Origin of the sequence: Sphingomonas lycopersici, from assembly GCF_026130605.1 — a bacterium.
Taxonomy (GTDB): Bacteria; Pseudomonadota; Alphaproteobacteria; order Sphingomonadales; family Sphingomonadaceae; genus Sphingomonas; species Sphingomonas lycopersici.
In genome coordinates this window covers 576220-600444 of the sequence record NZ_JANFAU010000003.1, presented here as the reverse complement: position 1 = coordinate 600444, position 24225 = coordinate 576220, and the positions used below count along the sequence as shown (strand labels likewise).

Sequence of the window (24225 nt, the reverse complement as noted above, 5' to 3'; positions counted from 1 at the left end):
AGGAATGGCACGGCAGCGCAAGATCCAGACCGAGAAGACACAGACGCCGCAGGCCGGGGCGAAGGCGCAGCCCGGTCGGCGCGGTGCGATGCATTCGAACAGCTCGCTGCTCGGCGAGCCGCGCCGCATGAAAATGCTCGACTGGTTCCAGGAAGTCGGCAGCGCGCGCGTGCGCGATCTGGCCGAAGCCTTTTCGGTATCGGAGGTGACGATCCGCCAGGATCTGGAGCGTCTCGAATCCGAAGGCCATATCGTGCGGGAGCATGGCGGCGCCTATCTCAAATCGGTGCCGCAACAGGTGCGCGCGATGGCGCTGCATCATCTCGTCAACATGGACGCCAAGCGCCGGATCGGGCGCGCCGCGGCTGCGCTGGTCGAGGATGGCGAGACGATAATCCTCGATTCGGGCTCGACCACCACCGAGGTCGCGATGAACCTCGGCGATCGCGAGCATCTGACCGTGATCACCAATGCGCTCAACATCGCGTTGGTGTTGGGCGCGATGCCGACCTGTACGGTCCATATGCCCGGCGGCCAGTTCAAGGCCCCGACATTGTCGGTTTCGGGGGAGCGTTCGGCGGACTATTTCAAGGGATTGTTCGCGCAGAAGCTGTTCCTGGCGACCGCCGCCGTCTCGTTCGAGGCGGGGCTCACCTTTCCGGCGCTTGCCGATATTCCCGTCAAGCGTGCGATGATCGAAACCGCGTCGCGCGTCTATCTCGTCGCTGATTCGAGCAAGATCGGGAAGACGTCCTTCTCCTCGCTCGGCGGGATCGAGAATATCCACGCGCTGATCACCGACAACGGCATCCGCGATGAGGATCATCGCGCCTTCACCGACGCAGGTATCGAGGTAATTGTTGCATGACAGCATGGCGCTCCCGAACCTTTCTCATTGCGGGAGCGCTGGTCGCGGCACTGGCGGCGGTGTGGATATTTGCCGTGCCGGCGTCACGCGGGCCGAAGCTGATCGTGATCGTTACCCCGTCGTTGGACAACCCCTTCTTCGGGCAGGAAGCGCTCGGCGCCGAGGAGCGCGCACGCGAGCTAGGCTATCAGACGCTCAAATTCTCGCACGGAGACGATGCGTACAAGCAGAGCGAGCTGATCGACACCGCGATTGCGCGCAACGCCGCGGCGATCATCCTCGACAATGCGGGCGCGGATTCGAGCGTCGCGGCGGTGACGCGCGCGAAGAATGCCGGGGTGCCGGTGTTCCTGATTGACCGGGAGATTTCGGCGCGGGGCGCTGCGGCGGTACAGATCGTGTCGAACAATTATCAGGGCGCGACGCTCGGCGCGCAGGCCTTCGCCGAGGCGCTGGGCGAGCGCGGCACGTATCTCGAACTGGTCGGCCGTGAATCCGACACCAATGCGCGGATCCGCTCACGCGGTTTCCACGACGTGCTCGATCAATATCCGGGACTGAAGATGGCCTCGCGCCAGAGCGCCAACTGGGATCAGGCGCAGGCGTTCGCGGTCACGCAATCGGTGCTGCAGGCACATCCCGAGATCAAGGGCGTGATCGCCGGCAACGACACGATGGCGCTCGGCGCGATCGCCGCGCTGGAGAGCGCGGGGCGCGGCGACGTCACGGTGATCGGCTTCGACGGGTCGAACGACGCGCGCGACGCGATCCTGGCCGGGAAGATGCGCGCCACGGTGCTCCAGCCGGCGCGGCGCCAGGCGCGCTATGCGGTGGAGCTCGCCGATCGCTTCCTGAAGACGGGGACGACGCGCCAGCCCGAAAAGCTGCTGATGGATTGTTTCCTGATCGAGCGGGCCAATGCGCCGCAGCTCAAGGATTTCGCGCTGGCCGAAAAGCCGGTCTCAATCGCCGCCAATTGAGGATATTATGACGACTAAGCAACGCTTCGGTGCCGGCATCTGGCACTTCGCAACCTATGTCGACCGCTATGCGACCGACGGCTACGGCCCGCCGCGTAGCTTGCTGGAGATGATTGATCTGGCCGGGCAGGTCGACGATCTCTCGGTGGTCGACATCAATTTCCCTTTTCCCGGCGGCACGGTGTCGCTTGCGGAAATCGACGCCGCGCTGGCGCGCAACAAGCTGTCGGTGATCGGGATCACGCCGGAGATCTATACCCGGCAGTTCGCCAAGGGGGCGTTCACCAACCCCGATCCGGGCATCCGCCGCCTCGCCAACGACTTGTGCAACGAGGCGGCGCAGGTGGTTCGTCACTTCGGCGCGGATTATGTCAAGCTGTGGCCGGGGCAGGACGGCTGGGACTATCCGTTTCAGGTCGATCACAAGGCGCTGTGGACGCATTCGATCGAGGGCGTGGCCGAACTGGCGGCGCAGAACCCCGATCTCAAATTCGTCATCGAATATAAGCCGCGCGAGCCGCGCGTGCATATGAGCTACGATTCGGTCGCGCGCACCTTGCTCGGGATCGAGCGGATGGGGGTGCCAAACGTCGGCATCCTGCTCGACTTCGGTCACGCTCTCTACGGCGGCGAATCCCCCGCCGACGCCGCGCAACTTGCGATCGATCATGGCCGGCTGTTCGGCATGGACGTCAACGACAATATGCGCGGATGGGACGATGACATGATCGCCGGTTCGGTCCATCCGATCGAATTGTTCGAATTCTTCTGGACCTTGCGCAAGAACGGCTGGGAGGGCGTGTGGCAGCTCGATCAATTCCCGTTCCGCGAGGACTGCGTCGCCGCGGCGAACAGCGCGATCGGTTTTCTGAAACGGATCGAAGCAGCGCTCGACCGGCTCGATGTCGAGGCGCTGCGCGCCGCGCAGGCGCGACAGGATGCGGTCGAGGCGCTCAACCTCGCGCGCAAGGCGTTGTTCGGCGATTGATCCGCCGCCGGCAGGCGAACTCGCTGATGCTCTGCAATAACGGCGATTCCGCCAGCACATGTAGCCTTTGCCGTCGACGCGCGTTGACCGCCCGACATGTCCTTCTTGCATCGACATAGCGCGAAAAACGCATTCGACACCGCCGGCAGACCGCCTATTGAGGTGGGGCGATAGCTCATGCATCTTTCTCCCCTCCGCTTCGACGCGCTGCGTTTTCTTCGGCCCCGCCGCCGCGGGATCGCCTCGGTCAATGCCGAGGTGCGCGACGGGATCGTCCCCGCAGCCGATGCGCTCGCGCGTACCAGCGATCTGGAGGGCGGTACGCCCGCCAGCGCCAATTACCGCACCGTTGCGCTGATCATCGCCTGCGCGATGTTCATGGAAAACCTCGACGCCACGGTGCTGGCGACCGCGCTGCCGACGATGGCGCGCGACTTCGGCGTGCGCGCACCGGAACTCAGCATCGCGCTGACCGCCTATCTGCTCGCGCTGGCGATGTTCATTCCGGCATCGGGGGCCGCGGCGGATCGTTTCGGCGCCAAACAGGTGTTCCGGGCAGCGATCGGGCTGTTCCTCGCGGGCTCGTTGGTGTGCGGGCTGGCGCCGAACCTGACGATCCTGGTGATCGCGCGTTTCGTCCAGGGGATCGGCGGCGCGATGATGCTGCCGGTCGGGCGGCTGGTGTTGCTGCGATCGGTCGCCAAGCGCGATATGGTATCGGCGATGTCGTGGCTGATCATCCCCGCGCTGATTGGCCCGATCATCGGCCCGCCGGTCGGCGGCCTGATCGTCACCTATTTCGACTGGCGATGGATTTTCTGGCTCAACCTTCCGATCGGCATCGTCGGGATCTTCCTCGTCGGGCGGTTCATCGCCGACATCCGCGAGCCTTCGGTGCATCGTTTCGACCGGATCGGTTTCGTGCTGTCGGCGGTCGCGCTGGGCTGCTTGTTGTTCGGGTTCGAAATGTCGAGCCGCTCGGGGGCCGGCGTGCTGGCCGCGATCTTGATCGTCCTGGGGGCGGCGAGCGGCGCGCTCTATCTGCGCCACGCGGCACGGACCGAGCATCCGATCCTCGATTTCTCGCTGATGCGCATCCCGACCTTTCGTTTGTCGCTGCTGGGCGGGTCGCTGACGCGCATCACCCAAGGCGCGCAACCGTTTCTGCTGCCGCTGATGATGCAGCTTGGCTTCGGGTTGTCCGCCGCGCAGAGCGGCGCGATGACGCTGGCGACCGCGATCGGATCGCTCGGGATGAAGGGCGTCGCGCCGCGCTTGCTGCGGCGTTTCGGGTTTCGCTCGAGCCTGATCTGGCTCGGATTGCTTGGGGCGGGGAGCTATGCCCTGTGCGGACTGTTCCGCCCCGGCTGGCCGCTGGCCGCGGTATTTGCGGTGATGCTCGTATCGGGGTTTCTGATGTCGTTCCAGTTCACCGCCTATAACACGATCGCCTATGACGAGATCGCGAAGGATCGGATGAGCGTCGCGACGAGCTTCTATTCGACCTTCCAGCAGCTCATGCTATCGCTCGGCATCTGCACCGGGGCGACCGCGCTCCACGTGTCGATGGCGATACGCGGGGAGGTCACGCCGGGCTTCACGGATTTCTCCGCCGCCTTCTGGACCGTCACCGCGATCTCGCTGTTGTCGGTGTTCGTCAACGCCCGGTTCGATCGCGACGCCGGCGCCGAAATCAGCGGGCGTGGCTACGGATCGCGCGGCGGCCTATCCAACCGCGAGTCTCCCGCCGGCTGAGCCTGGCGGCATCCGCTTTGGTGGTCCCGGCGATATCGAACGCGCCGGGACCGCCGAAAGCGACGATGGTCAACTACGCCAGTCGGCCGGAACCTGGCCACCGTTGGCGGCAAGGCCATCCATGACGGCCTTGTGAAGGGCGATATTCTGCTCGGCCGTACCAGCGTCGCCGGCATGGACGTTGAGTTCGTCGGCGAGCTCCTTGCGGGCGTCGAGGCTCGAATCGAGATCGAGCAGCTTGAGCAGATCGACGATCGAACTCTGATAATTGCCGCCGCCACCTTTCTCGGCCGCAATCTGCGCCAGTACGGCGCCGACATCGACCGGCGCAGCGGGGGCTGGCGGGGCGGCGACTGTCGTATCGGTATTGGTATCGGCATCCGCCGCAGGGGCCGCGGCCGCGTCGGCGGGCGCGGGTGCCGCAGCATCGGACCCACGGTGGAAAATCTTGTTCATGATCGAGCTGAAAATACCCATCGCGCTACTCCTATACCGTGACAGGAAGTCGGCCATGCGCTTCGCCATGATCTGCGGCGGAGGATTCGGCTTGGCACACCTCCAAGCCGAGTAAGCCCGTCTCGACGAAGGTTGGCAAGCCCCCCAGTGATGGGAGACCGCGCGATTGGGCCGCGAAAATTCGGTCGCCTGCGAACCACTTCGCAATCCAGATCAGCTTTCGCGGGATTTTGCCCGATATGGCGCGATCCCGGCCGCTCAGGCGGGAACCCGGTCGTCGGGCTGGCGTCTGTTGGTCGAACGGACAGGAGCTGAACATGCCCGATCGACCGAAAGACAGTCATGCCCGCAGCGATGCCGACCTCCGGGACCGGGAAAAGACTCCGACGCAGTCGGGGTCGGCAGGCGGCGAAATGGCGCGCGATGTGGGATCGCGCGACGAAGAGCGTAGCGCAAAAGGCGCCGACCCCGAGATGACGCGGGTCCAGAAGAAGGACAAGATCCAGCCGACGACGAGGACGCGCGCCGATCACGAGGGCGCGTCGCGATAAGCCGCCGATATCGCCGGTTCGCTGCAATGGCGCGGATCGTGACGGATCGCGGGACATATCGGCGCTGACGGTGCGCGCTCATCTGGTTGCGATCCCCGTTCCCCGATTGGGTGACGTCCGAGCGATATTGCCTTTCCGGCGGGATAGATGGGGGGATCGCTTGGCGCGTCCGCCAGCGGAAAGGGCCTTGGAAGGGGCCTGCCGCAGATCAGCGGGAAAGATATCGAAGAAGTTCAACGCATCGCGCGCGTCCCGAGCGGTGTCGGTCTCCGCGCCCTTCGATTTGAAGAACGCGATCTTCCTGAGCGCGGGAAGATCGTGCACGCGCAGTTTTTTCGCACTGAGGTCGATCAGCCCGGATCGCCGCATCTGTCGCAGCGTGCGGTTGACGTGGACGGGTGTCAGGCCGGTGATGTCCGCCAGGTCCACCTGGGTCAGCGGCATCTCGCACGAGCCGCATCCCTTGCTCACCTGGCCGGCGCGTTCGACGAGCTCGCAAAACAGATGCGCCAGCCGTTCGAGGCCGTTGCGCCGGCCAAGCGAGATCAGCCATTCGCATTGCCATTCGGACTCGAGATGCGCCTTCTTGCGGATGACATGTCGTGCAAGCGGATCGCATTCAACCAGCCGTTCGAGCGTGGCGGTCTCGATCCGCACCGCGCGAACCGGCGTCAGCGTAATCACATGCTGGGGAGCAGCCGGCGTCCGCCGCCACGCGAGGTCGCAAAAGTCGCCCGGCACGTAAAGCGCGGTTATCTGGCGTCGGCCGTCGCTGAGGAGGCGATAGCGCGCGGCCCAGCCGTCTATCAGCAGGTAGATATGGGTCGTCTCGTCCCCCGGTCTCGCAAGGTAGCTGTGCGCCTTGCGGGTGATCAACCTGTCGGTCGTTTGCATATCCGTCATCGCCGAAACCGTTTCGGTGGCTGCAATCGGTGACCCGTGCACCCTCTCCTCCTGTTCGTTCCCCGGAACCGAAATGCTTGGAACGGCGCGAGGGTGCGGCCTCTTGATCGCGCCCGCGCAAGAGAGGGCCGACGCGTTTCGTTTATGCGGTCAACGGTGTCTTCAGGCTCGCGGAAAGTCAGCATAACATATTGGTTTTACGAATTTTATTACGGTGGCGTCCTAATCCCAGGTCAGGATGATGCGGCCGTTCGCCGACACGCGGAAATCGATCCGGTCGTCATAAGTGGCGTGAGGCTGCACCGCGTCGCCGGCGGCGGTGACGAGCGACGCTTTGGGCAGTTTTCTTCGTCCTGCTCGCACGACGCTCAGATCGGCCGTGCATGTCTCGCCGCCTTCGAGTTGCAGGCTGATCGCGCGCTCGCCGGTTCGCTCGCTGGAGCGGATGAATTCGTTGCAGAAAATCCGGAACGGCGCGTCGGTCACGAGATGGTGCGAGCGAGTCGCGTAGACGAATGCGGCACCGCAACCGTAAATCTCCTGCCCCACCTGGCCGGCGGGCTGGCCGTCGCCGTAGAGATCCTCGAGCGGAAAGGAGAGGTTGCGGTCGATCCGACCGCTGCGCGATTTATCGGCCAGTGCGTCGGGCGGCAGGATATCGGGATAATAGAACCACGCACGATCGAGCGAATATTTGCAATATTCGCTGACCAGCAGTCGAACGGCGGGTTCGACATCGGGGCCGCAGTTGGAAAGATAATGCTCGAATGCCGTGAAGGAATCAAAGCATTCGTAAATCGCCATATAAGGTGCATCGTGCAGGCAGGTCGGGCCGAGGAAGGTATGATAATGCTGCGCGTTGCCGATCTCCGATTCCCAGATCTCGCAATTGTGGAAAAAGCTGGCGAGATAGGCGTAGCTTTGCGCGAGATACTGGTGCTCGGTGGTGATCCGCCATAGCCTGAGGCATGCCGCCGCTCCCCAGGCGGTGAGGTTAGCCTGATACATGAGGTTGAAGCGCTTGCCGATCGCCGCATCGATCGCGGCGCGCGCTTCGCGAAGATATTTGTCGTCATCGGTCAGCTCGTAGAGCTGGATCATGACATAAGCATAGATGCCGTTGACGTCGGTCTGGCCGAACTTGCCGTCGTCGCGCGTCTTGGTCTTGATCGAAAAGTCTTTGATGTCGTAGGTTATCGGCCAGATATAGTTGAAATGCCGCGCCGCGCGGATGCCGTAGTCGATCGATTTAAGCAGCAATTCCCGCGCTTCATCATCGCCGTCGAGCGCCAGCCGACCGAGGTTGAGCAGCGGGTGATAGAAATACCATGAATCGATTGCGTCGGCGTCCTTGTCGTCGCCGACATTGGGGAGGTAGCGCCGCGTGGTGCCGACTGCGGGGTCGTAGAATTTTCCCAAGCCGCGCTTGAGCTGGCCTTCGAGCGCCACCGGCGCGCCGCGCCATTTGCCATAATCGTGCAACGCCGCGATCACCGACATCTGCACCATGAAATCGGGATATTCGGCGTCGAGATAGGGCATGACATAGGATTGCCCGTAATGGCGGACGACCGTCGGCGATCCCTTTTCGAGATCCGCGAGCGTCCGTTCGGCGCGCCAGATCCAGTCGCGATATTCGAATGCGGGCGGCGTCAGCTCCTGATAGGCGACGCCCAGCATCTGCAGGAACTGGCGCGCCATCTCGGCCTCGTTGTCGGCGGCCCAGTCGCGGAAAACGAGGATCGCGTCGGACACCACGACGTCCTCGCCCGCCGGGAGCGGCGCGGTGGGCGGCGTGCCGCTTTGCGGCGGGGAAGGGGGCAGATAGCCGAGCTCGGGCCATTCGCCACCCACCGCGCCGTCGGGCTTGGTGTCGGTGGCGCGATAATATGCGTTCATCGCGGTGAGGTTCTGGAAATAGAGCGCGCTGCCGAAGGCGGGCTCGTCGAGCCGGAAATAGAGCAGCCCGCTGTTCATCCCGCGCTGTGCCGCCTCCACCTTTCCCTGGGCGCCGAGCGGATCGTCATCGCTGTCGAGCGGATAGAGATCGCGCGGCGCGAACGGGATCAGCAACGGCGCCGCCGGCGTCAGCCGCACCGTCATCCGCAGCCGGTGGAGGTCCGCGCCGCTGGTGCGGAAGGCGACGACGTGCCGGCCGACCGGGCTGTCGATCTCGAGCCGCAACGCCTCGTCATCGGAGCGTTCGGCCTTGCGGCAGGAGAGATTCCCCGCCGCGACATAAACGGCGCGCAGCGCAAGGCCGCCGCGCCCCGGTCGGCGGATCAGCGCCCACACCGAGTCCGATCCGACGCAGACCTCCACCGTCAGATCGCCGAGCGAGAAATCGCCCAGTTTCTTCATCCCGGCGCGCAATTGCTCGCGCAGCGCGAGGACGAAGCCGCTGACGCCGGGCAGGTCGCCGTCGAGCGCGGGCGCACGATCGGTGGACGATTTTTTCGCGGCCGGGGCGGCGCCGTGCGATCGGGTCGCGTTCATTGCAGCGACGCCTCGACGCGATAATGGATCGGCTTGAAGCTGCCGCCGTTGGAATCGGGCGCCGAACAGGCGGTCAATCCGATCACCAGATCCATCTCGGCGCGAAACGCGATCCGGTCGCCGGCCTTGCTGACCGGCGGCAGCACGCTGAGCTTGCCCGATTCGCCGTCGACCGCGACGTTCATGAAGCAATTGAACGCGATCGGGATGCGATCCGGCGCCACGCCATAAGGGCGCAACGCTTCGGCGAGATTGCCGAAACATCCGCGATGCGGCGGCAGATCCGGGTAGAAATGCAGGAAAGTGTCGATCGAGCAGGGCGTCAGCAGAAAATCATGCACCCCGACGCTGTCGTCGATGATCGTCAGCATCGCGCGCGAGCGGTTCGAATAGAGCCGGTGCCCCGTGGTAAGCCTGATCGTCTCGGCATAATCGAGCGTCCGCCCCGACGAGATGACTTCGTCCATGTCGCGCGCATTGTACGCCAGCAGATCGGCGACCTGCTCGCCACACGGATCGATCACCGTCAGCGTCGCGCCGCGCGGCAGGGAAAAGGCGGTGCCGCTGCGTTCGGCGATGATCTGCACCTCGGGAGTCACGCGTCGTCCCCGCGATATTCGAAGGGCGCTTCCCAATTGCCGTCGACCATCCGGCCCGAATATTGCCGCGCCTCGCTCGCCTCGCCGTAGCGCGCGAGCATCGGATTGCTGGAACCGGCGAGCTCGCGATCGCGCGCCAGTATCTTCTCCCGCAGTCCTTCATATTTGTCGGCCTCGCGCAGCCGCTCGAACTGGTCGTGAAGATTGAACACCAAAGCGGGGTGATCGAAGCGCCGCGCGGGCCGGCTGGCATTGGGGTTCAGCCCGACGATGAAAAAGGCCTCCCCGCCGAAACTCAACGAGAAATGCGGATTGGCCGGGTCCGCGCTGACCCGCGCGTCATAGCGCTGGCCGCGCCACACGTCCTTGTCGCTCAGCGATTGCACGCGCGCCCAAAGCGCGGCTTCGAATGCATCTTCGCTCAGATCGGTGGGGCCGTTGAAGACGACGGCATAGCTTTGAAACAGGATCGGCTCGCCACGATAGCTTTCGACGAACCGCAACAGGCCCTCGTGGATGCGCAGATCGTCCCACGCGCTGTCGATCCTGTCGCACGCCAGAACGGTCAGCCGCCCGCGCGCCAGCGCGGATTTGGCGCCGACGCAGGGAAATGACGATGCGGCGACGTGCGCGAAAAGTTTTCGCTCAAGTTTCGCCTGCGCGTCATGAGTCCAATGAAACATCGATCGATCTCGCCGGGGAAATTGGCCTGTGGGATGACGACTAACGATCCGGGCGCATGCCGGTTTCAAAACATTAGAAGCGAATCCAGCCGCGGCGCGTTGTGGAGCGGTGGCGAAAGACGTCTTCCTGATCCCGCAAGTCTTGCCGATGGAAGCGCGTATCGCGGCCACGCTGCCCGACGGCCCCGAGTGGCAATATGAACCCAAGTGGGATGGCTTTCGGTGTCTCGCCTATATCGCGCCGGGAAACGTCAGCCTCTATTCGAAAACCGGCAAGGATCTCGCGCGCTTCTTCCCCGAAACCGTTGCGATGCTCGCGCGGCTTTTCGCCGAACCGTGCGTTCTCGACGGCGAGCTTGTCATCACTCGCGACGGTCGTTCCACGTTCGAGGCGCTGCAGGCGCGATTGCATCCTGCGGCGAGCCGGATCGAGCGGCTCTCGCGCGAGACCCCGGCGCGCTATGCGCTGTTCGATTGCCTGCAATCGGGCACCGAGCGGCTGATCGACGCGCCGCTCGATGCGCGGCGCGCGGTACTCGTCCGATTGCTCGCCGGGGTCGACGATCCGGGGCTGTTCCTGTCCGACGCGACCTTCGATCGCGCGCGCGCCGCGGATTGGCTGGCGCAGAGCGGCGCGGCGACCGACGGCGTGATCGCCAAGCGACGCAGCGACGGCTATCACCCGGGCGAACGATCGATGATCAAGGTTAAGCGTCGACGCACCGCCGACTGCGTCGTCGGCGGCTTCCGATATGCCAGCAACGCGCCGATCGTCGGCTCGTTGCTGCTCGGGCTGTACGACGAAGACGGCCGGCTCGATCATGTCGGCTTCACCTCCGGGCTCAGCGATGAAGAGCGCGCGGTGCTGACCCCGCAGCTCGAAAAGATGATCGAACCGCCCGGATTCACCGGCCGCGCCCCCGGCGGCCCGAGCCGGTGGTCGACCGATCGCTCGGCGGAATGGCAGCCGTTGCGCGCCGAACTGGTTGTGGAGGTCGAATTCGATCAGGTCACCGGACAGCGCTTCCGACACGGCACGCGCTTCCTGCGCTGGCGGCCCGACAAGGCGCCCGGCCAGTGCACGATGGAACAATTGTGCGGCTGATCCCTGAGGAGGAAGAATGATCGTCGACGCGCTGGGGTGGATCGCGCTTGTGGCGACGTGCATCGCCGCGCTGCTGACTGCGGCCAACCTCGGCGCGCGTGCCACCGGCGCCGGCTTCGCGGTGTTTTTCGTCGGGGCGCTGGCGTGGTGCGTGGTCGGCTATGCGACTGGGCAGCGCCAATTGCTGCTGTCGAACGCCTTTCTCGCGCTGGTCGATCTGTTCGGCGTGTGGCGCTGGTTCTATCATCGCGCGCGCGCCGATGATGCGGTCGATCGCGTCAAGAACGAAGAAGAGCGCCGCGCGCCGCTGTTTGCGCTCGAGGAACTGATCGGCAAGCCGCTGCGCGGGCGCAACGGGATCGCGCTCGGCACCGTGCAGGGCGCGCTTGCCGACGGCCTGACCGGTCAGCTCCGTTTCCTCGTCGTCAAACCCGAAAGCACGATCGCATCGGAGGACTTTCTGCGTCTCGTCTGGCGTCGCGGATTGACGGTGTCGGCCGAGGCGATCGATTGCAATCTCCTCCCGCACGACCTTGCTGCGGCGCCACATCGTGACGCCGATCGGCGAAGCGATGTGGCGGTGATCGACCAGCGCAATTGATCCACGACCGGGGTAGGTTCAGGCCTTGGTGCGCCCCGATCTGGTGGTGGCGTTGGGATTGGGTGGCCCCTCGTATTTCTTGTCGCTCTGCCCGCCCGCGAAGCGCCCTGTCGGGTGGTCCTGATGCGGATTGGGATAAGCGCCGCCCGTGCTTTCACCCGCGCCGGCGGGCTCGCTGACGCCGTCCTTGTGTGCGGGACGCTGGCGGTTCGCGGTCGATTTCCTGGGCATGGGGCTCTCCGTATCGCAGGTTCGGGTTCCCGGCGCCCCCGGGGGAGGGGGGAAGGGGCGCCGGGAGCTCTGGATCAGACGGCCTGCGCCTGACGCGTAGCCTCGGCGATATCCTCTGCGCCGCCGAGATCCTCGCCGGACATGCGGCCGGCACCCGGACCCGCGCCGAGATCGGCGCCGGTGGTGACGTCGTGATCCGGGCGCGATCGCGTCCGTTTCATCAGGTCGGCCGCTGCCTTTGCCGCGGGGTCGGGCAGGTCGACGGACGCGCCGCCGCTGCCGCCGTCGACCGGGAGATTGCCGACCACATCGTCGATGCGATCCCATTGCTCGCCGTCGTTCCACGGCCCGGTCATGTCGCCTTCGCCCTGCGAGGTATTGACATAGGTGCTGGCATAACGCGCGATACCGGGCAGCTTGCCCGGCGGGAAATTGTCGCTGATCGCGTAGAGCGCCTTTTCGAAACTCTTCTGGTGCGCGATCTCTCGGGTCATCAAAAAGCCCAGAGCATCCTTGATCCCGGGATCGTCGGTGATGTTGATCAGCCGTTCGTAGATGATCTTGGCGCGGCTCTCGGCGGCGATGTTCGAGCGCAGATCGCAGGTGGGGTCGCCGCGACTGTCGACATAGGCCGCGGTCCACGGCGCACCCGACGAATTGGTCAGCGCGGGGCCGCCGCCGAACAGGATTGACTGGGTATGGCTGTCGCCGCCCTTGGTCAGCGACATATAGAGTTCCGCCTCGGACAGCGCGGCTTCAGCGAGCTCGGCCTTGGCGCCCTTGGTGAGCATCGCGACGATCGAGCCGATCACTTCGAGGTGGCTGAGTTCCTCGGTCGCGATGTCGAGCAGCATGTCCTTGCGCCCCGCATCGTCCTCGCCGAGCCCTTGCGTGAAATAGCGCATCGCCGCCGCGAGTTCGCCGTCCGGGCCGCCGAATTGTTCGAGCAATAACGAGCCGAGCACGGGATTGGGTTCGGCGACGCGGACCGTATATTGCAGCTTCTTGTTGTGCATGAACATCGCTTTGGCTCCCAAAGCCGCGATAACCGGCAGGAAAGCCGCCCGTTCCGGCCACAACAACTTAGTTTAGCAAATCATCATTTTGCCGCTCGATTGTTGCGCTTGTCGAACGATCGATCGGAAGGAACCGCGATCAATCAATGTCGTTCTGATCTTCATCGAGATAAGGAGAAAGACATGGGCGAGCTGACGGACAAGGTCAAAGGCAATGTCAACGAAGCGGTCGGCAAGGCGAAGCAGGCTTTGGCGCGGAAGGAAACCGATCCGAAACGAACCGCAGAAGACGATAAACTTGCCGCCGAAGGCAGCGCTCAGGAGCTGAAGGGCAAGGGCCAGCAGTTCAAGGGCAAGGTCAAGGGACTTCTCGGCGACGATATCTGAGCGGCGGTATCAGGCGACTGCGCGGCCGGCGTCCCGATAATCCTCGGCGTCGCAGAATTGGACTTGCGCCTTGCCGCGCGCTTTCGAGCGATAGAGCGCGGCATCCGCGCAGGCCATCAGATTCTCGAGATCGACGCCGAATTCGGGCGCCAGTGAAATGCCGACGCTGACCGTGACGCGCATCTCGATGCCGTCGATCAGATAGGGTTCGCTGAGCTGGCGGATCACGCGGCGCGCGAGGATTTCGGCCTGGTCGCGGTGCTGGACGCAGGTCTGGACCAGCAGGAATTCGTCCCCGCCGAGCCGGCAGGCGACATCGTCCGCGCGGACGATCGCGTTCAGCCGCCGCGCCACTTCGAGCAGCATTTTGTCGCCGGTGGGGTGGCCGTAGCGGTCGTTGATCGACTTGAACCCGTCGAGATCCATATAATGGATTGCGAGCTGGCTTGTCGCCTGCTGCGACGATCGGAGCCCCGACTGGAAGGATTCGCGCAGCGACAGCCGGTTGGGCAAACCGGTCAGTGCATCGAAGCGCGCCAGCTTGGCGAGATCGTGCTTGGTGGTGAGGTGGTCGACCATTACGGTGTAGAGGTGACCGATCGAGCCGAGGCTCATTCCGGCGACGGCGAGCAGCAGCAGCGCCTCGAAAATGAAGAATTCCGCGTGGAGCGGCTCGGCATAATCGCTCGCGGCATGGATGAACATCGTCAGGGCGGTGGGCACCACCGAGAGCGCCAGGGCGATCACGCAGAGCCGCGGCCGGCCGGCGTTCCGCGAGACGATGCCGGCGCCGAAGGTGAAGACCAGGCTGATCGTGCTGATATGGACCAGCGGCTCATGCTCCATCAGCACGCGGATGTTGATCCCGGCCAACAGCAGCGCGAAGAGATAGGTCAGAATCTCGTAACGACGTTCCCAGCGCCGGAGGCCGGCGACGGGCTGGGCCGAGCCGCCGGCGCGATCATAAGCGGAAATCAGCATGACGCGCGCGACGGTGACCGCGATCGCGCTCACCGTCAGCGCGGCGATCCCCACATCGTGCCACTTGGAATAGATCAGCGCGCCGACGATGACGTAAAGCGCGCCGAAACCGACGATCACCGCGCGCATCGAAAAGAGCGTCGATACGAGATCGCGATACACCGGATCGGGCAAGTCGCCCGCGCAACGCATCCAGAATTTGCCGATGGCAAGACGTTGCCGGCTGCTCGTCCGGGTCGGTTCCATGACCCATTGTTCAACGGAGAAGGTTAACGCATTGCTATCGGCGCGCCGAACCGACGCGCGCGGCGGCGATCGCCGGGGCGGTTACGCCTCCTGGATCGCCGACAATTTCCAGACCCCGTCCGCGCCGCGCACGAAGGTCCAATATTCGAGCGTCTCGGTGACGCGGTCCTGCGAGCCTTCGGCGATCGCGCCGGTGGCCCGGTCGCGCATCACGTCGCGGCTTTCGTAGCGCATCGCGATCGTCGCATAATCGCTGTCCGCCTCGCGCCACGCCTCCGAAACCTCGGCATCGAGCAGTCGCGTGCCGGTGACGTCGTTGCGCAGCCCGTGGGTCGCATTCTGGCTCAGTTCCTCGGAGAGATAGGACATGATCTCCGGCGTGGTGAGCTGGCGCAGCCGCGCATAATCCTCGCGGCCGAACGCATCCTGCACGTCGATCAGCAGCCGTTCGAAATCGCGCTGGTCGGCGGGAGTGACCGGAATGTCGATGCCCTGATCGGCGACCGGCTGCGGCTGCGACGGCGCCACGGCGCCGCCCCACGGACCGGCGCCGGGCGAGGGGGCTTGCGGCGTGTAACCGGCAAAGGCCTCGCGCGCATTGGGCATGGCCTGCGGCTGCGGCTGTTGCCGGCGGCGACGGATGAAGCCGATCACCAGCCACAGCACGCCGCCGATCAAGGCGATCTGGAGCAGCGCGGCGAGCATCCCGCCGCCGGCGGCGCCCCAGCCGCCGCCGAGGAAATGACCGATCAGCCCGCCGGCGACGAGCCCGCCGAGCAGCCCGCCCGCAAAGCCGCCGAACCGGCTGCCCGGCCGCGCCGCCTGGTTCTGGCCGAAGCCGGGATTGTAGCCGGGCGCCTGCTGCGTCGCGGTGCGCGGGGTCATCGAGCGATCGACCGGCGCGACATAGCGCGGCGAATTCTCGGTCTGGCGCGGCGCGGTATAGGTGCGCGAGCCGCGGCTGCCGAAACTGCCGCCGCGGCGCGCATCGGCCGGGGTGATGGCCGCGCTGGACAGGCTCAGCATCAGCATCGTCAAGGCCAGCGCGCGGGTCGACTTCTTGGTCACGGGGTATCTCCTTGGTGCACTGATATAGTAGAATAAGGCACCGCTTCCAATCTCCCCCGGCGGGAGATTTCGCACCGGACACATTTTGATACCGAATCCGCGCCCCCGGCACGCCACAAACCGGCCGTCACCCCGGCATGACGGTTGAAAAAAGACCGGAACCATCCGTCTGAAGCTATCCACTAGCCCCCGAACAGCCCGACCACCGCGTCACGCTTGATCTTGCCGGTCGGGGTGCGCGGCAGGTCGGCGACGAAGAGGATCGTGCGCGGATATTTGTACGGCGCGATCGCCGCCTTGACGTGGTTCTGCAATTGCGCGGCGAGATCCGCGTCGGCGCTGACGCCGGCGCCGACGACGATCGCAGCGGCGACCTGCTGCCCGCGCTCGGCCGAGGCGATCCCGACCACCGCGCATTCTGCGACCGCCGTATGCGAGAGCAGCGCCGCCTCGACCTCCGGCGCGGCGATATTGTAGCCGCTCGAGATGATCATATCGTCGGTGCGCGCGACATAGCTGAAATAGCCGTCGGCATCGCGGCGATAGATATCCCCGGTCACGTTCCAGCCGTCGACGACGTAGCGCGTCTGGCGCGGGTCGGCGAGATAGCGGCAGCCGGTCGGTCCCTTCACCGCGAGCCGGCCGGTGCCGGTCGCGATCGGCGCGCCGGCGTCGTCGAGCAGCGTCGCTTCATAGCCCGGCACCGCCTTTCCGGTCGTGCCGGGGCGGATATCGTCGCCCGCGGCGCTGATGAAGATGTGCATCATCTCGGTTGCGCCGATGCCGTTGATCAATTTGATCCCGGTTGCGCGATGCCAGTCGTGCCAGATCGGCTCGGGCAGATTCTCGCCCGCCGCGACGCAGCGGCGCAGCGTGGCCGGCGCGCCGGCATCGCCGAGCATCGCGAGCATCGCCTTATAAGCGGTGGGGGCGGTCGCCATGATCGTCACGCCGAGCGATCGCGCCGCCTCCAGCAAGGCTTTGGGGCCGGGCACCTCCACCGTCGCCGCGGTGCCGCCGAAGCGGAACGGGAAGATCACCTGCATCCCCAGCCCGAAGGTGAAGGCGAGCGGCGCCGAGCAGATCCAGATATCGTCGGGACGGGGTTCGAGGATCGTCGCCGCGAAACTGTCGGCGCAGGCAAGGATATCGCGGTGGAACTGGACGCAGCCCTTGGGGACGCCGGTGGTGCCCGAGGTGAAGGCGATCAGCGCCGGATCGTCGCGGTGGGTCGTGACAGGGGTGAAATCGGCGTCGATCGCGCCGAGCAGGCGTTCGAGCTCACCGTCGCCCGCGTCGCCGTTGTAGCAGAGCGTTGAGCGTAATGTCGGCGACGCAGCGGCCGCAGCGGCGAAATCGTCGCGGGTGCGGCTGTCGACGATCGCGTGGCTCACCGCGCCCTGCGCGATGATCGTGCCGATCTCCGCCGCGCGCAGGATCGGCATCGTCGTCACCACCACCCCGCCCGCCTTGAGCACCGCGAGCCAGCTTGCGATCATCATCGCGCTATTGGGCCCGCGCAACAGCACGCGGTTGCCCGGCACCAGCCCCTCACGCTCGACGAGGATATGCGCGATACGATTGGACAGCGCGCGCATCTCGCCATAGGTCCAGCGGCCCGCTGCGTTGACCACCGCGATATGCGTTGGATCGCCGCGATCGATCAGCTCGACCGCTGCATTGAACCGGTCGGGATAATGCAATGCAGGGAGGTCGAAGCGGAAATCGGGGAGCTGGTCGTCGGGCGGCAGGCGATCGCGCACGAAACGATCGACATGGGCGGTGGGGCGCGCGGCCATTTCCATGATGTCCTTGTTTATTATGCTTCATTCCGCGGCGTGGACCGCCGCTCTCCTGTGGCGGACCTTCCTCAACTGTCGGTCGCCGGTCAACGGTCGGATCGCTCGATTGCGGCATCGTCGGTTGATGCGCGCAGCAATTATCGGCATCTTCTGTCGCGCAGACGGCGGGAGGCCGGACGATGACCCCAGAACAAGACAAAGCGTGGTTCGCGCCGAAGCGGTTTGGCTATCGCGCGGGTTTGCCGATCGCCTGGCAGGGGTGGGCGGTTCTCGCGCTCTATTTTATCGCCATCGCGCTTGCGCTGGGGCTTCTGTCGTCGGTGGTGGCGCGCCTGGTCGCGATCCTGGTCGCGACCGTCGTGCTGATCGGCATATGCAAGAAAAAGACCGCCGGCGGATGGCGCTGGCGCGACGGCACCTGACGCCGCCGCGCGCGGGGTCTAATGGCGCGCGGCTTGCCCCGCGGCGTCATGAAGCTACGATGATGCGGATGGAACCATCCCCCTATAAAGCGACGCCGCGCGAGACGGCCGGTTTCACCTTGCTGCTGATTGCGGTCACCGCGGCGATGATCTGGTCGGTCTGGGCCTTTTCGGGCGCGATCCTGTGGGCGATGGTGCTGGCGGTGGTGTTCAGCCCGCTCAAGGAGCGCATCCAGCAGAGCATGCCCGAACGGGCGGGGCTGGCCACCGCGATCACGCTGCTGATCATCGTCGGCGGGGTGATGCTTCCGGTCGTCATGCTGGTCGAGATGATCCTCGGCGAGGCGGCGGGGCTGGTATCGCGGCTGCAATCCAAGTCGGTCGACTTCCCCGCGCTGTTCAACCAGACGGTTCATTCGCTGCCGGATTGGGCGCAAAGCTGGCTGCATCAATCGGGCTGGGACAATCTTTCGACGTTGAGCGACCGCGTGGCCGCCAATATCCAGTTGCTCGCGCAGGCGGTGGCGAAGCGCGCGCTGTCGATCGGCGCGGATCTGTTCAGCTATCTCGTTGCGCTGCTGGTTGCGCTCTATCTGATCTATGTGCTGCTGCGGCACGGCAAGACGATCGTCGCGCGCGCGGGCGCGGTCGTACCGCTCGCGCCGCACCGCCGCGCAGTGCTGGCGACCAATTTCGTCTCGGTGGTGCGGGCGACGGTGAAGGGCACGGTGGTCGTCGCGGTGGCACAGGGCAGCGCGGGCGGCGTAGTGATGTGGGTGCTCGGGGTGCCCAACGCGCTGCTCTGGGCGGTGGTGATGACCTTTTCGGCGCTGCTCCCCGCGGTGGGCACCGGATTGGTATGGGTGCCCGCGTCGCTCTATCTGCTCGCGATCGGCCATGTCTGGCAGGGGATCGTGATGGCGCTGATGGGGGCGTTCGTCATCGGCACGATCGACAATATCCTGCGCCCGATCCTCGTCGGGCGCGAGACGCAGATGCCCGATGCGCTGGTGTTGCTCGTCACGCTGGGCGGGCTTTCGGCGTTCGGGTTCAACGGGTTGATCATCGGGCCGGTCATCGCTTCGCTGTTCCTCGCCACCTGGGAAATGGTGCGCGAGGAGCAGGAGCATGCCGTCGCCGAGGCCCAGGCGCGATCTCCCGGCCACCCGCCCGCCACCGTGCCGCCTGCGCCTGCCGCAACCGCGGGCGAAGGTTAATAAGTGATCGTGATCACCACGCTGTCGGTATAGGCGCCGGCCGCCACCCATTGCCGCGCGGGAATGCGGCCATAGACCGGCACCGAGTTGGTGAAGCTGAGCACGCCCAGGGGCACGGTGCTGGTCACCTTGCTGGTGCCGCCGGTGCCGTCGCCCCATACGATCGTGCGCGCAACGTCGGTATAGAGATTGTAGTTGAGCTGGTTCGAGCCCTTGCGAAGCTGACGGGCGAGCGCGGTGCCCGAAACGCCGGGGCTGAGCGTGACGTCGATCGTTCCCGACAACGCGAGCAACCCGGTGCAACTGATCGAGATATTGCCGTTCACATCGTCCGCGGTCGGGGCGGTGGGGTCATAGGCGCCGAAGGCGATATTGGTGGTGCTGACGGTGCAGGTGCACAGGGCGCACAGCGCCGCTGCGGGCAGCGGAAAGGCGAGCCCGGCGAGGAGCGCCGCGATGCGGATGCTGGTGCTCATTGATTTTCTCCGTTGGTCGCCGCGATGCAGCGCACCGGTTTCTTGTCTTGCGGGGCGGCGGGGACGGTCGCGCGGCAGGTCAGCGCGGCGCCGCGCACCGTGATTGTCGCCCCGGGCCGGGCATCGGGCAGATAGATTTGCCCGTCATAGCCCGTCACCCCCGCCACCCCGCCTGCCGATACCGCGAGCCCGGCGGGCAGGATCGCGCCCTGCGCGTCGACCAGTGTCAAGGTCGCGGGATGGACTGGCGCCCCGCCGAACCGCACCGCCACCGCCTGCCGATATCCCGGCACCACGGTCTGCTCGGCATAAGTGACTTCGGTGTCGAGCGGCAGATCGTCGAGATCGACCGCGATGCGATTGGCGGCATAAGGTTGAAGCCCGGTGACGATCGTCCGTGCGCCGCCGCCGGCGCGCCCCGCGACCGGCTGGTTCTCGAAATAGACCTGCGCCTTGGCGTCGCTCTCCACCTCGACCGCGGCAAAGGCCGAATCGAGCCGTTGCGCGGGCGCGAGCGTGCCGCCGATCATCAGCAACGCGCCTTGCGCGTGAAGCCGCACCCCGGTCGACCCGTCCTGTTGCGCCGCCGCCAGTTCGAAGTCCCCGGCGCGGTTGCGCCACGAGATCGCCCCTTCCGCCAGCGACGGATCGCCGGCACCGCGCGCGAAGAGCAGGCGATAGCCGATCCCCTGATCGGGCGGCGGAACATGGGTGAGCGTTGCGGTGGTGCGACCGCCGTCGACGAACAGGCTGCTGCTGGTGCGCCGGCCGAGCGGCACGGTCAGCGCCGCGAACACGCCGCGATCGCGGTTGCCCGCCGTATCGGTCTGCCGCGCGCTCACCGACATATAGGCGGGGCCGACATTGCTCGAGAAGGACAATGCGCTGATCGAATAATGCAGATTCTCGCCATGCCTGTCTTCGGCGTGGCTTGCGCTGATGCTGCCGAGACGGCCGAGCGAGACGCTGCCGGCGACGACCAGCTCGCTGCGCGACGCGCCGTCCGGGGCGGGACCGCCGACCTGGACGAAGGCGGCGCTTTCCTCCTGATAGCTGGCGGAAATGGTATAGATGGCGGTGATCTGCTGGAATTGCGCGCGCCACAAGATGCCGTCGCCCCATGCGCTGTGCGAGGCGGCGGCGGAGACGCTGAATTCGCCGATCGGCGCGATGACCAGCCCGGTGCCGACGCCCGCGGCCTGCGATCGCGCATCGCCTTCGATCCGGCCGAACACGGTGAGCATGTTCGACAGGCCGTGCCGCCACGAGGCGGCGGCGAAGGGCGCGCCGTAGGAGAAGCTGCGCCACCCATAATCCTTGCGCAGGAAGCCGGCTTCGAGCGAGAAATCGTCGAGCTCGGGACGCAGCAGGCGCGGCGAGGTGTAGAAATTCTGCGTCACGGTGCGCAGGGTGCCGGCGGCGTCGCGGATCGTCATCGACACGCTGCCGGCGCCGTTGAAGGTCGGCTGATAATCGACCGTGAAATCGCCCGGCTGGACATCGAACCGCCGCCCGCTGTTCGCGGCGACCAGATCGACCACTGATGGCAGCGCGGCCGACCCGCGGAACACCGGCAGCGGATAGGTGATCTCATTGGGGGTCAACGAGAAATCGGTGCCGAGCCGGATTCCGGCGAACCGCACCGGCAAGTTCCAGTCGCCTGCGTTGGTCAGCGTATCGCCGATCGCGAGGCGCAGCCGCTGGTCGGGAAAATCGCGCCGGAAGCTGGTGTCGAGCCGGATGGCGCCGCCGTGGCTCTGCACCGCGGCGGTCGAGCCGAGCACCCCCCAGGCGCCGGATATCCCGCCGTCGAGATAGGCGGAGACCGCGGCATGTCCGTCGGCGCCGATCAGCGACAGATCGTAGCCGAGGAAGGCCGCCGGCACGATCCGCGTCCGCGCCAGCGGCGTCCGCGCGGGGCCGAAATGGGCCGTGGGGAACAACCGGTGGTCGGCGTCGACCAGCAGCGTCGTCCCGTTCGCGTCGAGCCGCACGGCGATCCCGGCGCGGCCGTCGAGCGCGGTGAACGCCTGCCCGTCCAGCGTGAAATCGCCGGCGAGCGGGGGCAGATCGAGCCCCCATTGCCGTGCCGCCTCGGTCGGCACGAACAGATGCCCGTCGCGCCGCGCGACCAGACAGGGATCGTCGAGCGAGCGGCCATTGAGCGCGACCCCGACCGGGATCGGGAGGCGACTGTCGGGCGTGGCGGGGTTGCGGGCGGGGGGAATGGCGGCGGTGCCGGGCGGTTCGTCGGCGGCGATGGCCGCGGCGGGCGAGAGTATCATCAGCGCGAGCAGCGCGCCTTTCGGCATCCGTTGCGCGCCGCGGCAGGGGCAGGTGATTGTGGGGATCACCGTCGCCGCCGTGGTTCAGCCGCCGCCGCCCGGATCGGGGGGAGAAGCGCGAAGCCGGCCGTCGGTCGTCTCCAGCTCCACCGCGGCGATCCCGCCGGGGGGCATGTCGGGCAGCGCGAGATCGATGCTGCCTTTGGCGAGAAGGTAGAAGGCGCGCACGACGCGGCGTGGCGCCGCGCCCGGCGCGCGCGGCTGCACCACGATCGCGGTGACCTGGGTATGGCGATCGCCGTGGTTGCCGATCACCAGATGGGTCGCGCCTTCCTGCGTCGCTCGCGTCGCCCAATCGAGCGCGGGCGCGGCGCGGGCCGGCGCGCGGAACACCGGGATGCTGATCCGCAACCGCGCCTGGATCACCCCCGGCAACGGGTTGGCATCGGGCAGTTCGTCGACGATCAGCCGCCAGCTTTGCTCGGTCGCACCCGGCGGGCCGGGCAGGCTGCAGCGGATCAGCCGCGTCTCGCCCGCGGGAATCGCCACGATCGAGGGGTTGAGGCTCGGCCCCTCGGCGGGATCGAGCAGGTCGTTCCCCGCCGTGTCGCGCCGCCACGCGAAGGCGCGGATCTGGATCGTCGTCGGCCTGGCATCGTCGTTGGCGATCGTCAGCGCGCAGAACCTCTTGTCCTGCGCGACCTCGATCCGCACCGGCAGGATGCGCAAGGTTCCGGCGCTCGCTCGCCCCGTCGGCGCCGCGAGACAGACGCACAGCAGCAGCGCTCCGGCGCGGCATGGGATCCGCGCCCGGCTTTTCTTTTCCATGACCCCGCCGTCAATAGTTGATGGTGATCGTGATCGTGTCGGTATAGGCCCCCGCCGCGACATTCTGCTGCGCGGGGATGCGGCCGTAGATGGTGAAGGTGGAGGCCGAGGTGCCGGCGATCGTCGCGGCCGGCGTATCGGTCCCCGGGGTATTGCCCCAGTTGGTCGTACGCGTCGTGTCGCTGTAGAGCGCATAGCCGAGCGAACTGGCCCCGTTCGCCATCTGCCGCGTGGTGACCGTGGCGCCCGATGTCGTGCCCGCGTTCAACCCCACCGTGAAGCTGGTGCCGGTGGTGCATGTCACGTTGAACGTGCTGGTCGCGTCGGTCGGGCTGGCCGCGGTCGGGTTGTAATTGCCGAAGGACAGATTGTTGCTCGTCACCACGCAGGCGCTCTGCACATTGGCGGAGACGCCCATCGTCGTGGTCGCGGTAGATGCCGCCGCCACATTGGGCAGCAACATGGCGATGGCGGTGAAACCTACCCCCAGCGATTCAAATCGCATCACCGACCTCCTTTCATCAGAGTGTCCCGGCCGGCTTTAAGGCAGAATGGTTGTAACGATATTAACATTGGTGTCAGGTGGGTTGTAATGCGCCGCGGGGTTGCTGGCGAAAGCGGTTGTTGTAGAGATGCCGCCCGATCCGGCGCCGTCGCGCGATGCGGACGGGATGAGGCGGGGGGCATCGATAGTGGCTGTTGAGAATGTCTCCGGGTCGGGCAGCGCCGGGTCGCTCGATTTGCGCCTGTGGGTCCGCCTGCTCGGCTGCGCGCGGATCATCGAAAAGCAGCTCCGCCGCAACTTTCAGGAGCAATTCGATACGACGCTGCCGCGGTTCGACGTGATGGCGGCGCTCGATCGCGCGCCCGATGGGCTCAATATGGGGGCATTGTCGCGTGCGTTGCTGGTGTCGAACGGCAATGTCACCTCGATCGTCCGGCAGTTGCAGGAACAGGGCAGCGTCGTCGCGCGCCCCGATCCCGGGGACGGCCGCTCGGCGATCGCCGCGCTGACCCCGGCGGGCAAGGCGCATTTCGCCGAGCTGGCGCGTGCGCATCACCAATGGGTCCGCGCCGCGCTCGCCGAATTCCCGCCCGACCGGCAGGAGCAATTGCTGTCTTTGCTTGGCGAGTTGCGCCGATCGCTCTTGGGGGAAGAGGGGGAGTGAGCTTCGAAACCACCCCCAATTTATTCTGCCGACCTCCCAATGCCCGCGAATATATTTTAAGCTTGAAATAAATCCCGCGCCCGATACACTGCCGTCAATTCCCGGTGAGGAT

25 protein-coding genes are annotated in these 24225 nt (G+C 65.9%); 11 read left to right on the top strand and 14 right to left on the bottom strand.

Going from position 1 to position 24225, the window contains the following annotated elements:
- Window positions 1-4 precede the first annotated feature (4 nt).
- The 4 genes from NED98_RS09410 to NED98_RS09395 all read left to right on the top strand — a co-directional run bounded on the left by NED98_RS09410 (window position 5) and on the right by NED98_RS09395 (window position 4591).
- Window positions 5-868 carry a DeoR/GlpR family DNA-binding transcription regulator gene (locus tag NED98_RS09410; protein ID WP_265312786.1) on the top strand — a complete coding sequence of 288 codons (864 nt, stop codon included), beginning with the start codon at window positions 5-7 and terminating at the stop codon, window positions 866-868.
- On the top strand, window positions 865-1848 hold the full coding sequence (locus tag NED98_RS09405) for a D-ribose ABC transporter substrate-binding protein (RefSeq protein ID WP_265312785.1): 984 nt from the start codon (window positions 865-867) through the stop codon (window positions 1846-1848). The genes NED98_RS09410 and NED98_RS09405 overlap by 4 nt, the downstream gene beginning before the upstream one ends.
- Window positions 1849-1855: 7 nt before the next feature.
- Entirely contained in the window at window positions 1856-2836 is a 981-nt protein-coding gene (locus NED98_RS09400) for a sugar phosphate isomerase/epimerase family protein (RefSeq protein WP_265312784.1), read from the top strand.
- Between the two features lie 177 nt (window positions 2837-3013).
- Window positions 3014-4591, top strand: a complete 1578-nt coding sequence (locus NED98_RS09395) for an MFS transporter (protein WP_265312783.1) — start codon at window positions 3014-3016, stop codon at window positions 4589-4591.
- A gap of 69 nt (window positions 4592-4660) precedes the next feature.
- Here NED98_RS09395 and NED98_RS09390 read toward each other — a convergent pair whose 3' ends face one another.
- Complete coding sequence (locus NED98_RS09390) at window positions 4661-5068, bottom strand: DUF3597 domain-containing protein (protein WP_265312827.1); 408 nt, start codon at window positions 5066-5068, stop codon at window positions 4661-4663.
- A 296-nt stretch (window positions 5069-5364) separates the two neighbouring features.
- Between NED98_RS09390 and NED98_RS09385 the strand changes: the two genes are divergently transcribed.
- Window positions 5365-5598 (top strand): hypothetical protein, encoded by a 234-nt coding sequence (locus tag NED98_RS09385; protein WP_265312782.1) that lies wholly within the window; start codon window positions 5365-5367, stop codon window positions 5596-5598.
- 78 nt (window positions 5599-5676) lie between these two features.
- Here the strand turns inward: NED98_RS09385 and NED98_RS09380 are convergent, their stop codons facing one another.
- The 4 genes from NED98_RS09380 to gntA form a co-directional block, all read right to left on the bottom strand.
- Window positions 5677-6501 carry a Crp/Fnr family transcriptional regulator gene (locus NED98_RS09380; RefSeq protein ID WP_265312781.1) on the bottom strand — a complete coding sequence of 275 codons (825 nt, stop codon included), beginning with the start codon at window positions 6499-6501 and terminating at the stop codon, window positions 5677-5679.
- 222 nt (window positions 6502-6723) lie between these two features.
- The gene (locus NED98_RS09375) at window positions 6724-8997 is read right to left on the bottom strand and encodes a glycoside hydrolase family 88 protein (RefSeq protein WP_265312780.1); all 2274 of its coding nucleotides are present in this window, start codon (window positions 8995-8997) and stop codon (window positions 6724-6726) included.
- Window positions 8994-9596, bottom strand: coding sequence for a DUF1989 domain-containing protein (locus NED98_RS09370; protein ID WP_265312779.1), 603 nt, complete (start codon window positions 9594-9596; stop codon window positions 8994-8996). Before NED98_RS09370 ends, NED98_RS09375 begins: the two co-directional genes overlap by 4 nt.
- Window positions 9593-10279, bottom strand: coding sequence for a guanitoxin biosynthesis heme-dependent pre-guanitoxin N-hydroxylase GntA (gntA, locus tag NED98_RS09365; RefSeq protein ID WP_265312778.1), 687 nt, complete (start codon window positions 10277-10279; stop codon window positions 9593-9595). The genes NED98_RS09370 and gntA overlap by 4 nt, the downstream gene beginning before the upstream one ends.
- Window positions 10280-10388: 109 nt before the next feature.
- Between gntA and NED98_RS09360 the strand changes: the two genes are divergently transcribed.
- Together NED98_RS09360 and NED98_RS09355 are read left to right on the top strand one after the other, a co-directional pair.
- A complete protein-coding gene (locus NED98_RS09360) occupies window positions 10389-11384 on the top strand; it encodes an ATP-dependent DNA ligase (protein ID WP_265312777.1) in 996 nt (331 codons plus the stop codon).
- 16 nt (window positions 11385-11400) lie between these two features.
- The gene (locus NED98_RS09355) at window positions 11401-11985 is read left to right on the top strand and encodes a PRC-barrel domain-containing protein (RefSeq protein ID WP_265312776.1); all 585 of its coding nucleotides are present in this window, start codon (window positions 11401-11403) and stop codon (window positions 11983-11985) included.
- An 18-nt stretch (window positions 11986-12003) separates the two neighbouring features.
- Here the strand turns inward: NED98_RS09355 and NED98_RS09350 are convergent, their stop codons facing one another.
- Together NED98_RS09350 and NED98_RS09345 are read right to left on the bottom strand one after the other, a co-directional pair.
- Window positions 12004-12216, bottom strand: a complete 213-nt coding sequence (locus NED98_RS09350; RefSeq protein WP_265312775.1) for a hypothetical protein — start codon at window positions 12214-12216, stop codon at window positions 12004-12006.
- Window positions 12217-12290: 74 nt separating this feature from the next.
- A complete protein-coding gene (locus tag NED98_RS09345; protein WP_432423309.1) occupies window positions 12291-13238 on the bottom strand; it encodes a manganese catalase family protein in 948 nt (315 codons plus the stop codon).
- 177 nt (window positions 13239-13415) lie between these two features.
- Here NED98_RS09345 and NED98_RS09340 point away from each other — a divergent pair, with 177 nt between their 5' ends.
- Window positions 13416-13619, top strand: coding sequence for a CsbD family protein (locus NED98_RS09340; RefSeq protein WP_265312826.1), 204 nt, complete (start codon window positions 13416-13418; stop codon window positions 13617-13619).
- Between the two features lie 9 nt (window positions 13620-13628).
- Here the strand turns inward: NED98_RS09340 and NED98_RS09335 are convergent, their stop codons facing one another.
- The 3 genes from NED98_RS09335 to NED98_RS09325 all read right to left on the bottom strand — a co-directional run bounded on the left by NED98_RS09335 (window position 13629) and on the right by NED98_RS09325 (window position 17713).
- Complete coding sequence (locus NED98_RS09335) at window positions 13629-14846, bottom strand: GGDEF domain-containing protein (protein WP_265312773.1); 1218 nt, start codon at window positions 14844-14846, stop codon at window positions 13629-13631.
- Window positions 14847-14927: 81 nt separating this feature from the next.
- Complete coding sequence (locus tag NED98_RS09330; RefSeq protein WP_265312772.1) at window positions 14928-15914, bottom strand: Tim44 domain-containing protein; 987 nt, start codon at window positions 15912-15914, stop codon at window positions 14928-14930.
- Between the two features lie 182 nt (window positions 15915-16096).
- Window positions 16097-17713 (bottom strand): AMP-binding protein, encoded by a 1617-nt coding sequence (locus NED98_RS09325; RefSeq protein ID WP_265312771.1) that lies wholly within the window; start codon window positions 17711-17713, stop codon window positions 16097-16099.
- Between the two features lie 182 nt (window positions 17714-17895).
- Between NED98_RS09325 and NED98_RS09320 the strand changes: the two genes are divergently transcribed.
- The gene (locus tag NED98_RS09320; protein WP_265312770.1) at window positions 17896-18138 is read left to right on the top strand and encodes a hypothetical protein; all 243 of its coding nucleotides are present in this window, start codon (window positions 17896-17898) and stop codon (window positions 18136-18138) included.
- A gap of 68 nt (window positions 18139-18206) precedes the next feature.
- On the top strand, window positions 18207-19355 hold the full coding sequence (locus tag NED98_RS09315) for an AI-2E family transporter (protein ID WP_265312769.1): 1149 nt from the start codon (window positions 18207-18209) through the stop codon (window positions 19353-19355).
- On the opposite strand, the gene NED98_RS09310 is transcribed toward NED98_RS09315, so the two are convergent.
- From NED98_RS09310 to NED98_RS09295, 4 genes are read right to left on the bottom strand one after another with little or no spacing between them, the layout of a single operon-like run.
- Window positions 19352-19831: a Csu type fimbrial protein gene (locus NED98_RS09310; protein WP_265312768.1), complete on the bottom strand. Its 480-nt coding sequence runs from the start codon at window positions 19829-19831 to the stop codon at window positions 19352-19354. The two genes, NED98_RS09315 and NED98_RS09310, sit on opposite strands and share 4 nt — an antisense overlap.
- A complete protein-coding gene (locus NED98_RS09305; RefSeq protein ID WP_265312767.1) occupies window positions 19828-22185 on the bottom strand; it encodes a fimbria/pilus outer membrane usher protein in 2358 nt (785 codons plus the stop codon). Before NED98_RS09305 ends, NED98_RS09310 begins: the two co-directional genes overlap by 4 nt.
- A 15-nt stretch (window positions 22186-22200) precedes the next feature.
- Window positions 22201-22944, bottom strand: coding sequence for a fimbrial biogenesis chaperone (locus NED98_RS09300; RefSeq protein WP_265312766.1), 744 nt, complete (start codon window positions 22942-22944; stop codon window positions 22201-22203).
- A 10-nt stretch (window positions 22945-22954) separates the two neighbouring features.
- Window positions 22955-23449 carry a Csu type fimbrial protein gene (locus NED98_RS09295; protein WP_265267632.1) on the bottom strand — a complete coding sequence of 165 codons (495 nt, stop codon included), beginning with the start codon at window positions 23447-23449 and terminating at the stop codon, window positions 22955-22957.
- A gap of 187 nt (window positions 23450-23636) precedes the next feature.
- Between NED98_RS09295 and NED98_RS09290 the strand changes: the two genes are divergently transcribed.
- Window positions 23637-24113: a MarR family winged helix-turn-helix transcriptional regulator gene (locus NED98_RS09290; protein WP_265312765.1), complete on the top strand. Its 477-nt coding sequence runs from the start codon at window positions 23637-23639 to the stop codon at window positions 24111-24113.
- Window positions 24114-24225 lie beyond the last annotated feature (112 nt).

Bases quoted from the DNA above. Each gene is read 5' to 3' on its own strand.
- NED98_RS09345 (WP_432423309.1), bottom strand. From the start codon at position 13,238: ATGTTCATGCACAACAAGAAGCTGCAATATACGGTCCGCGTCGCCGAA.
- NED98_RS09390 (WP_265312827.1), bottom strand. From the start codon at position 5,068: ATGGGTATTTTCAGCTCGATCATGAACAAGATTTTCCACCGTGGGTCC.
- NED98_RS09355 (WP_265312776.1), top strand. From the start codon at position 11,401: ATGATCGTCGACGCGCTGGGGTGGATCGCGCTTGTGGCGACGTGCATC.
- NED98_RS09325 (WP_265312771.1), bottom strand. From the start codon at position 17,713: ATGGCCGCGCGCCCCACCGCCCATGTCGATCGTTTCGTGCGCGATCGC.
- NED98_RS09405 (WP_265312785.1), top strand. From the start codon at position 865: ATGACAGCATGGCGCTCCCGAACCTTTCTCATTGCGGGAGCGCTGGTC.
- NED98_RS09310 (WP_265312768.1), bottom strand. From the start codon at position 19,831: ATGAGCACCAGCATCCGCATCGCGGCGCTCCTCGCCGGGCTCGCCTTT.
- NED98_RS09300 (WP_265312766.1), bottom strand. From the start codon at position 22,944: ATGGAAAAGAAAAGCCGGGCGCGGATCCCATGCCGCGCCGGAGCGCTG.
- NED98_RS09340 (WP_265312826.1), top strand. From the start codon at position 13,416: ATGGGCGAGCTGACGGACAAGGTCAAAGGCAATGTCAACGAAGCGGTC.
- NED98_RS09295 (WP_265267632.1), bottom strand. From the start codon at position 23,449: ATGCGATTTGAATCGCTGGGGGTAGGTTTCACCGCCATCGCCATGTTG.
- NED98_RS09320 (WP_265312770.1), top strand. From the start codon at position 17,896: ATGACCCCAGAACAAGACAAAGCGTGGTTCGCGCCGAAGCGGTTTGGC.
- NED98_RS09395 (WP_265312783.1), top strand. From the start codon at position 3,014: ATGCATCTTTCTCCCCTCCGCTTCGACGCGCTGCGTTTTCTTCGGCCC.
- gntA (WP_265312778.1), bottom strand. From the start codon at position 10,279: ATGTTTCATTGGACTCATGACGCGCAGGCGAAACTTGAGCGAAAACTT.
- NED98_RS09380 (WP_265312781.1), bottom strand. From the start codon at position 6,501: ATGACGGATATGCAAACGACCGACAGGTTGATCACCCGCAAGGCGCAC.
- NED98_RS09315 (WP_265312769.1), top strand. From the start codon at position 18,207: ATGGAACCATCCCCCTATAAAGCGACGCCGCGCGAGACGGCCGGTTTC.
- NED98_RS09375 (WP_265312780.1), bottom strand. From the start codon at position 8,997: ATGAACGCGACCCGATCGCACGGCGCCGCCCCGGCCGCGAAAAAATCG.
- NED98_RS09400 (WP_265312784.1), top strand. From the start codon at position 1,856: ATGACGACTAAGCAACGCTTCGGTGCCGGCATCTGGCACTTCGCAACC.
- NED98_RS09410 (WP_265312786.1), top strand. From the start codon at position 5: ATGGCACGGCAGCGCAAGATCCAGACCGAGAAGACACAGACGCCGCAG.
- NED98_RS09335 (WP_265312773.1), bottom strand. From the start codon at position 14,846: ATGGAACCGACCCGGACGAGCAGCCGGCAACGTCTTGCCATCGGCAAA.
- NED98_RS09385 (WP_265312782.1), top strand. From the start codon at position 5,365: ATGCCCGATCGACCGAAAGACAGTCATGCCCGCAGCGATGCCGACCTC.
- NED98_RS09350 (WP_265312775.1), bottom strand. From the start codon at position 12,216: ATGCCCAGGAAATCGACCGCGAACCGCCAGCGTCCCGCACACAAGGAC.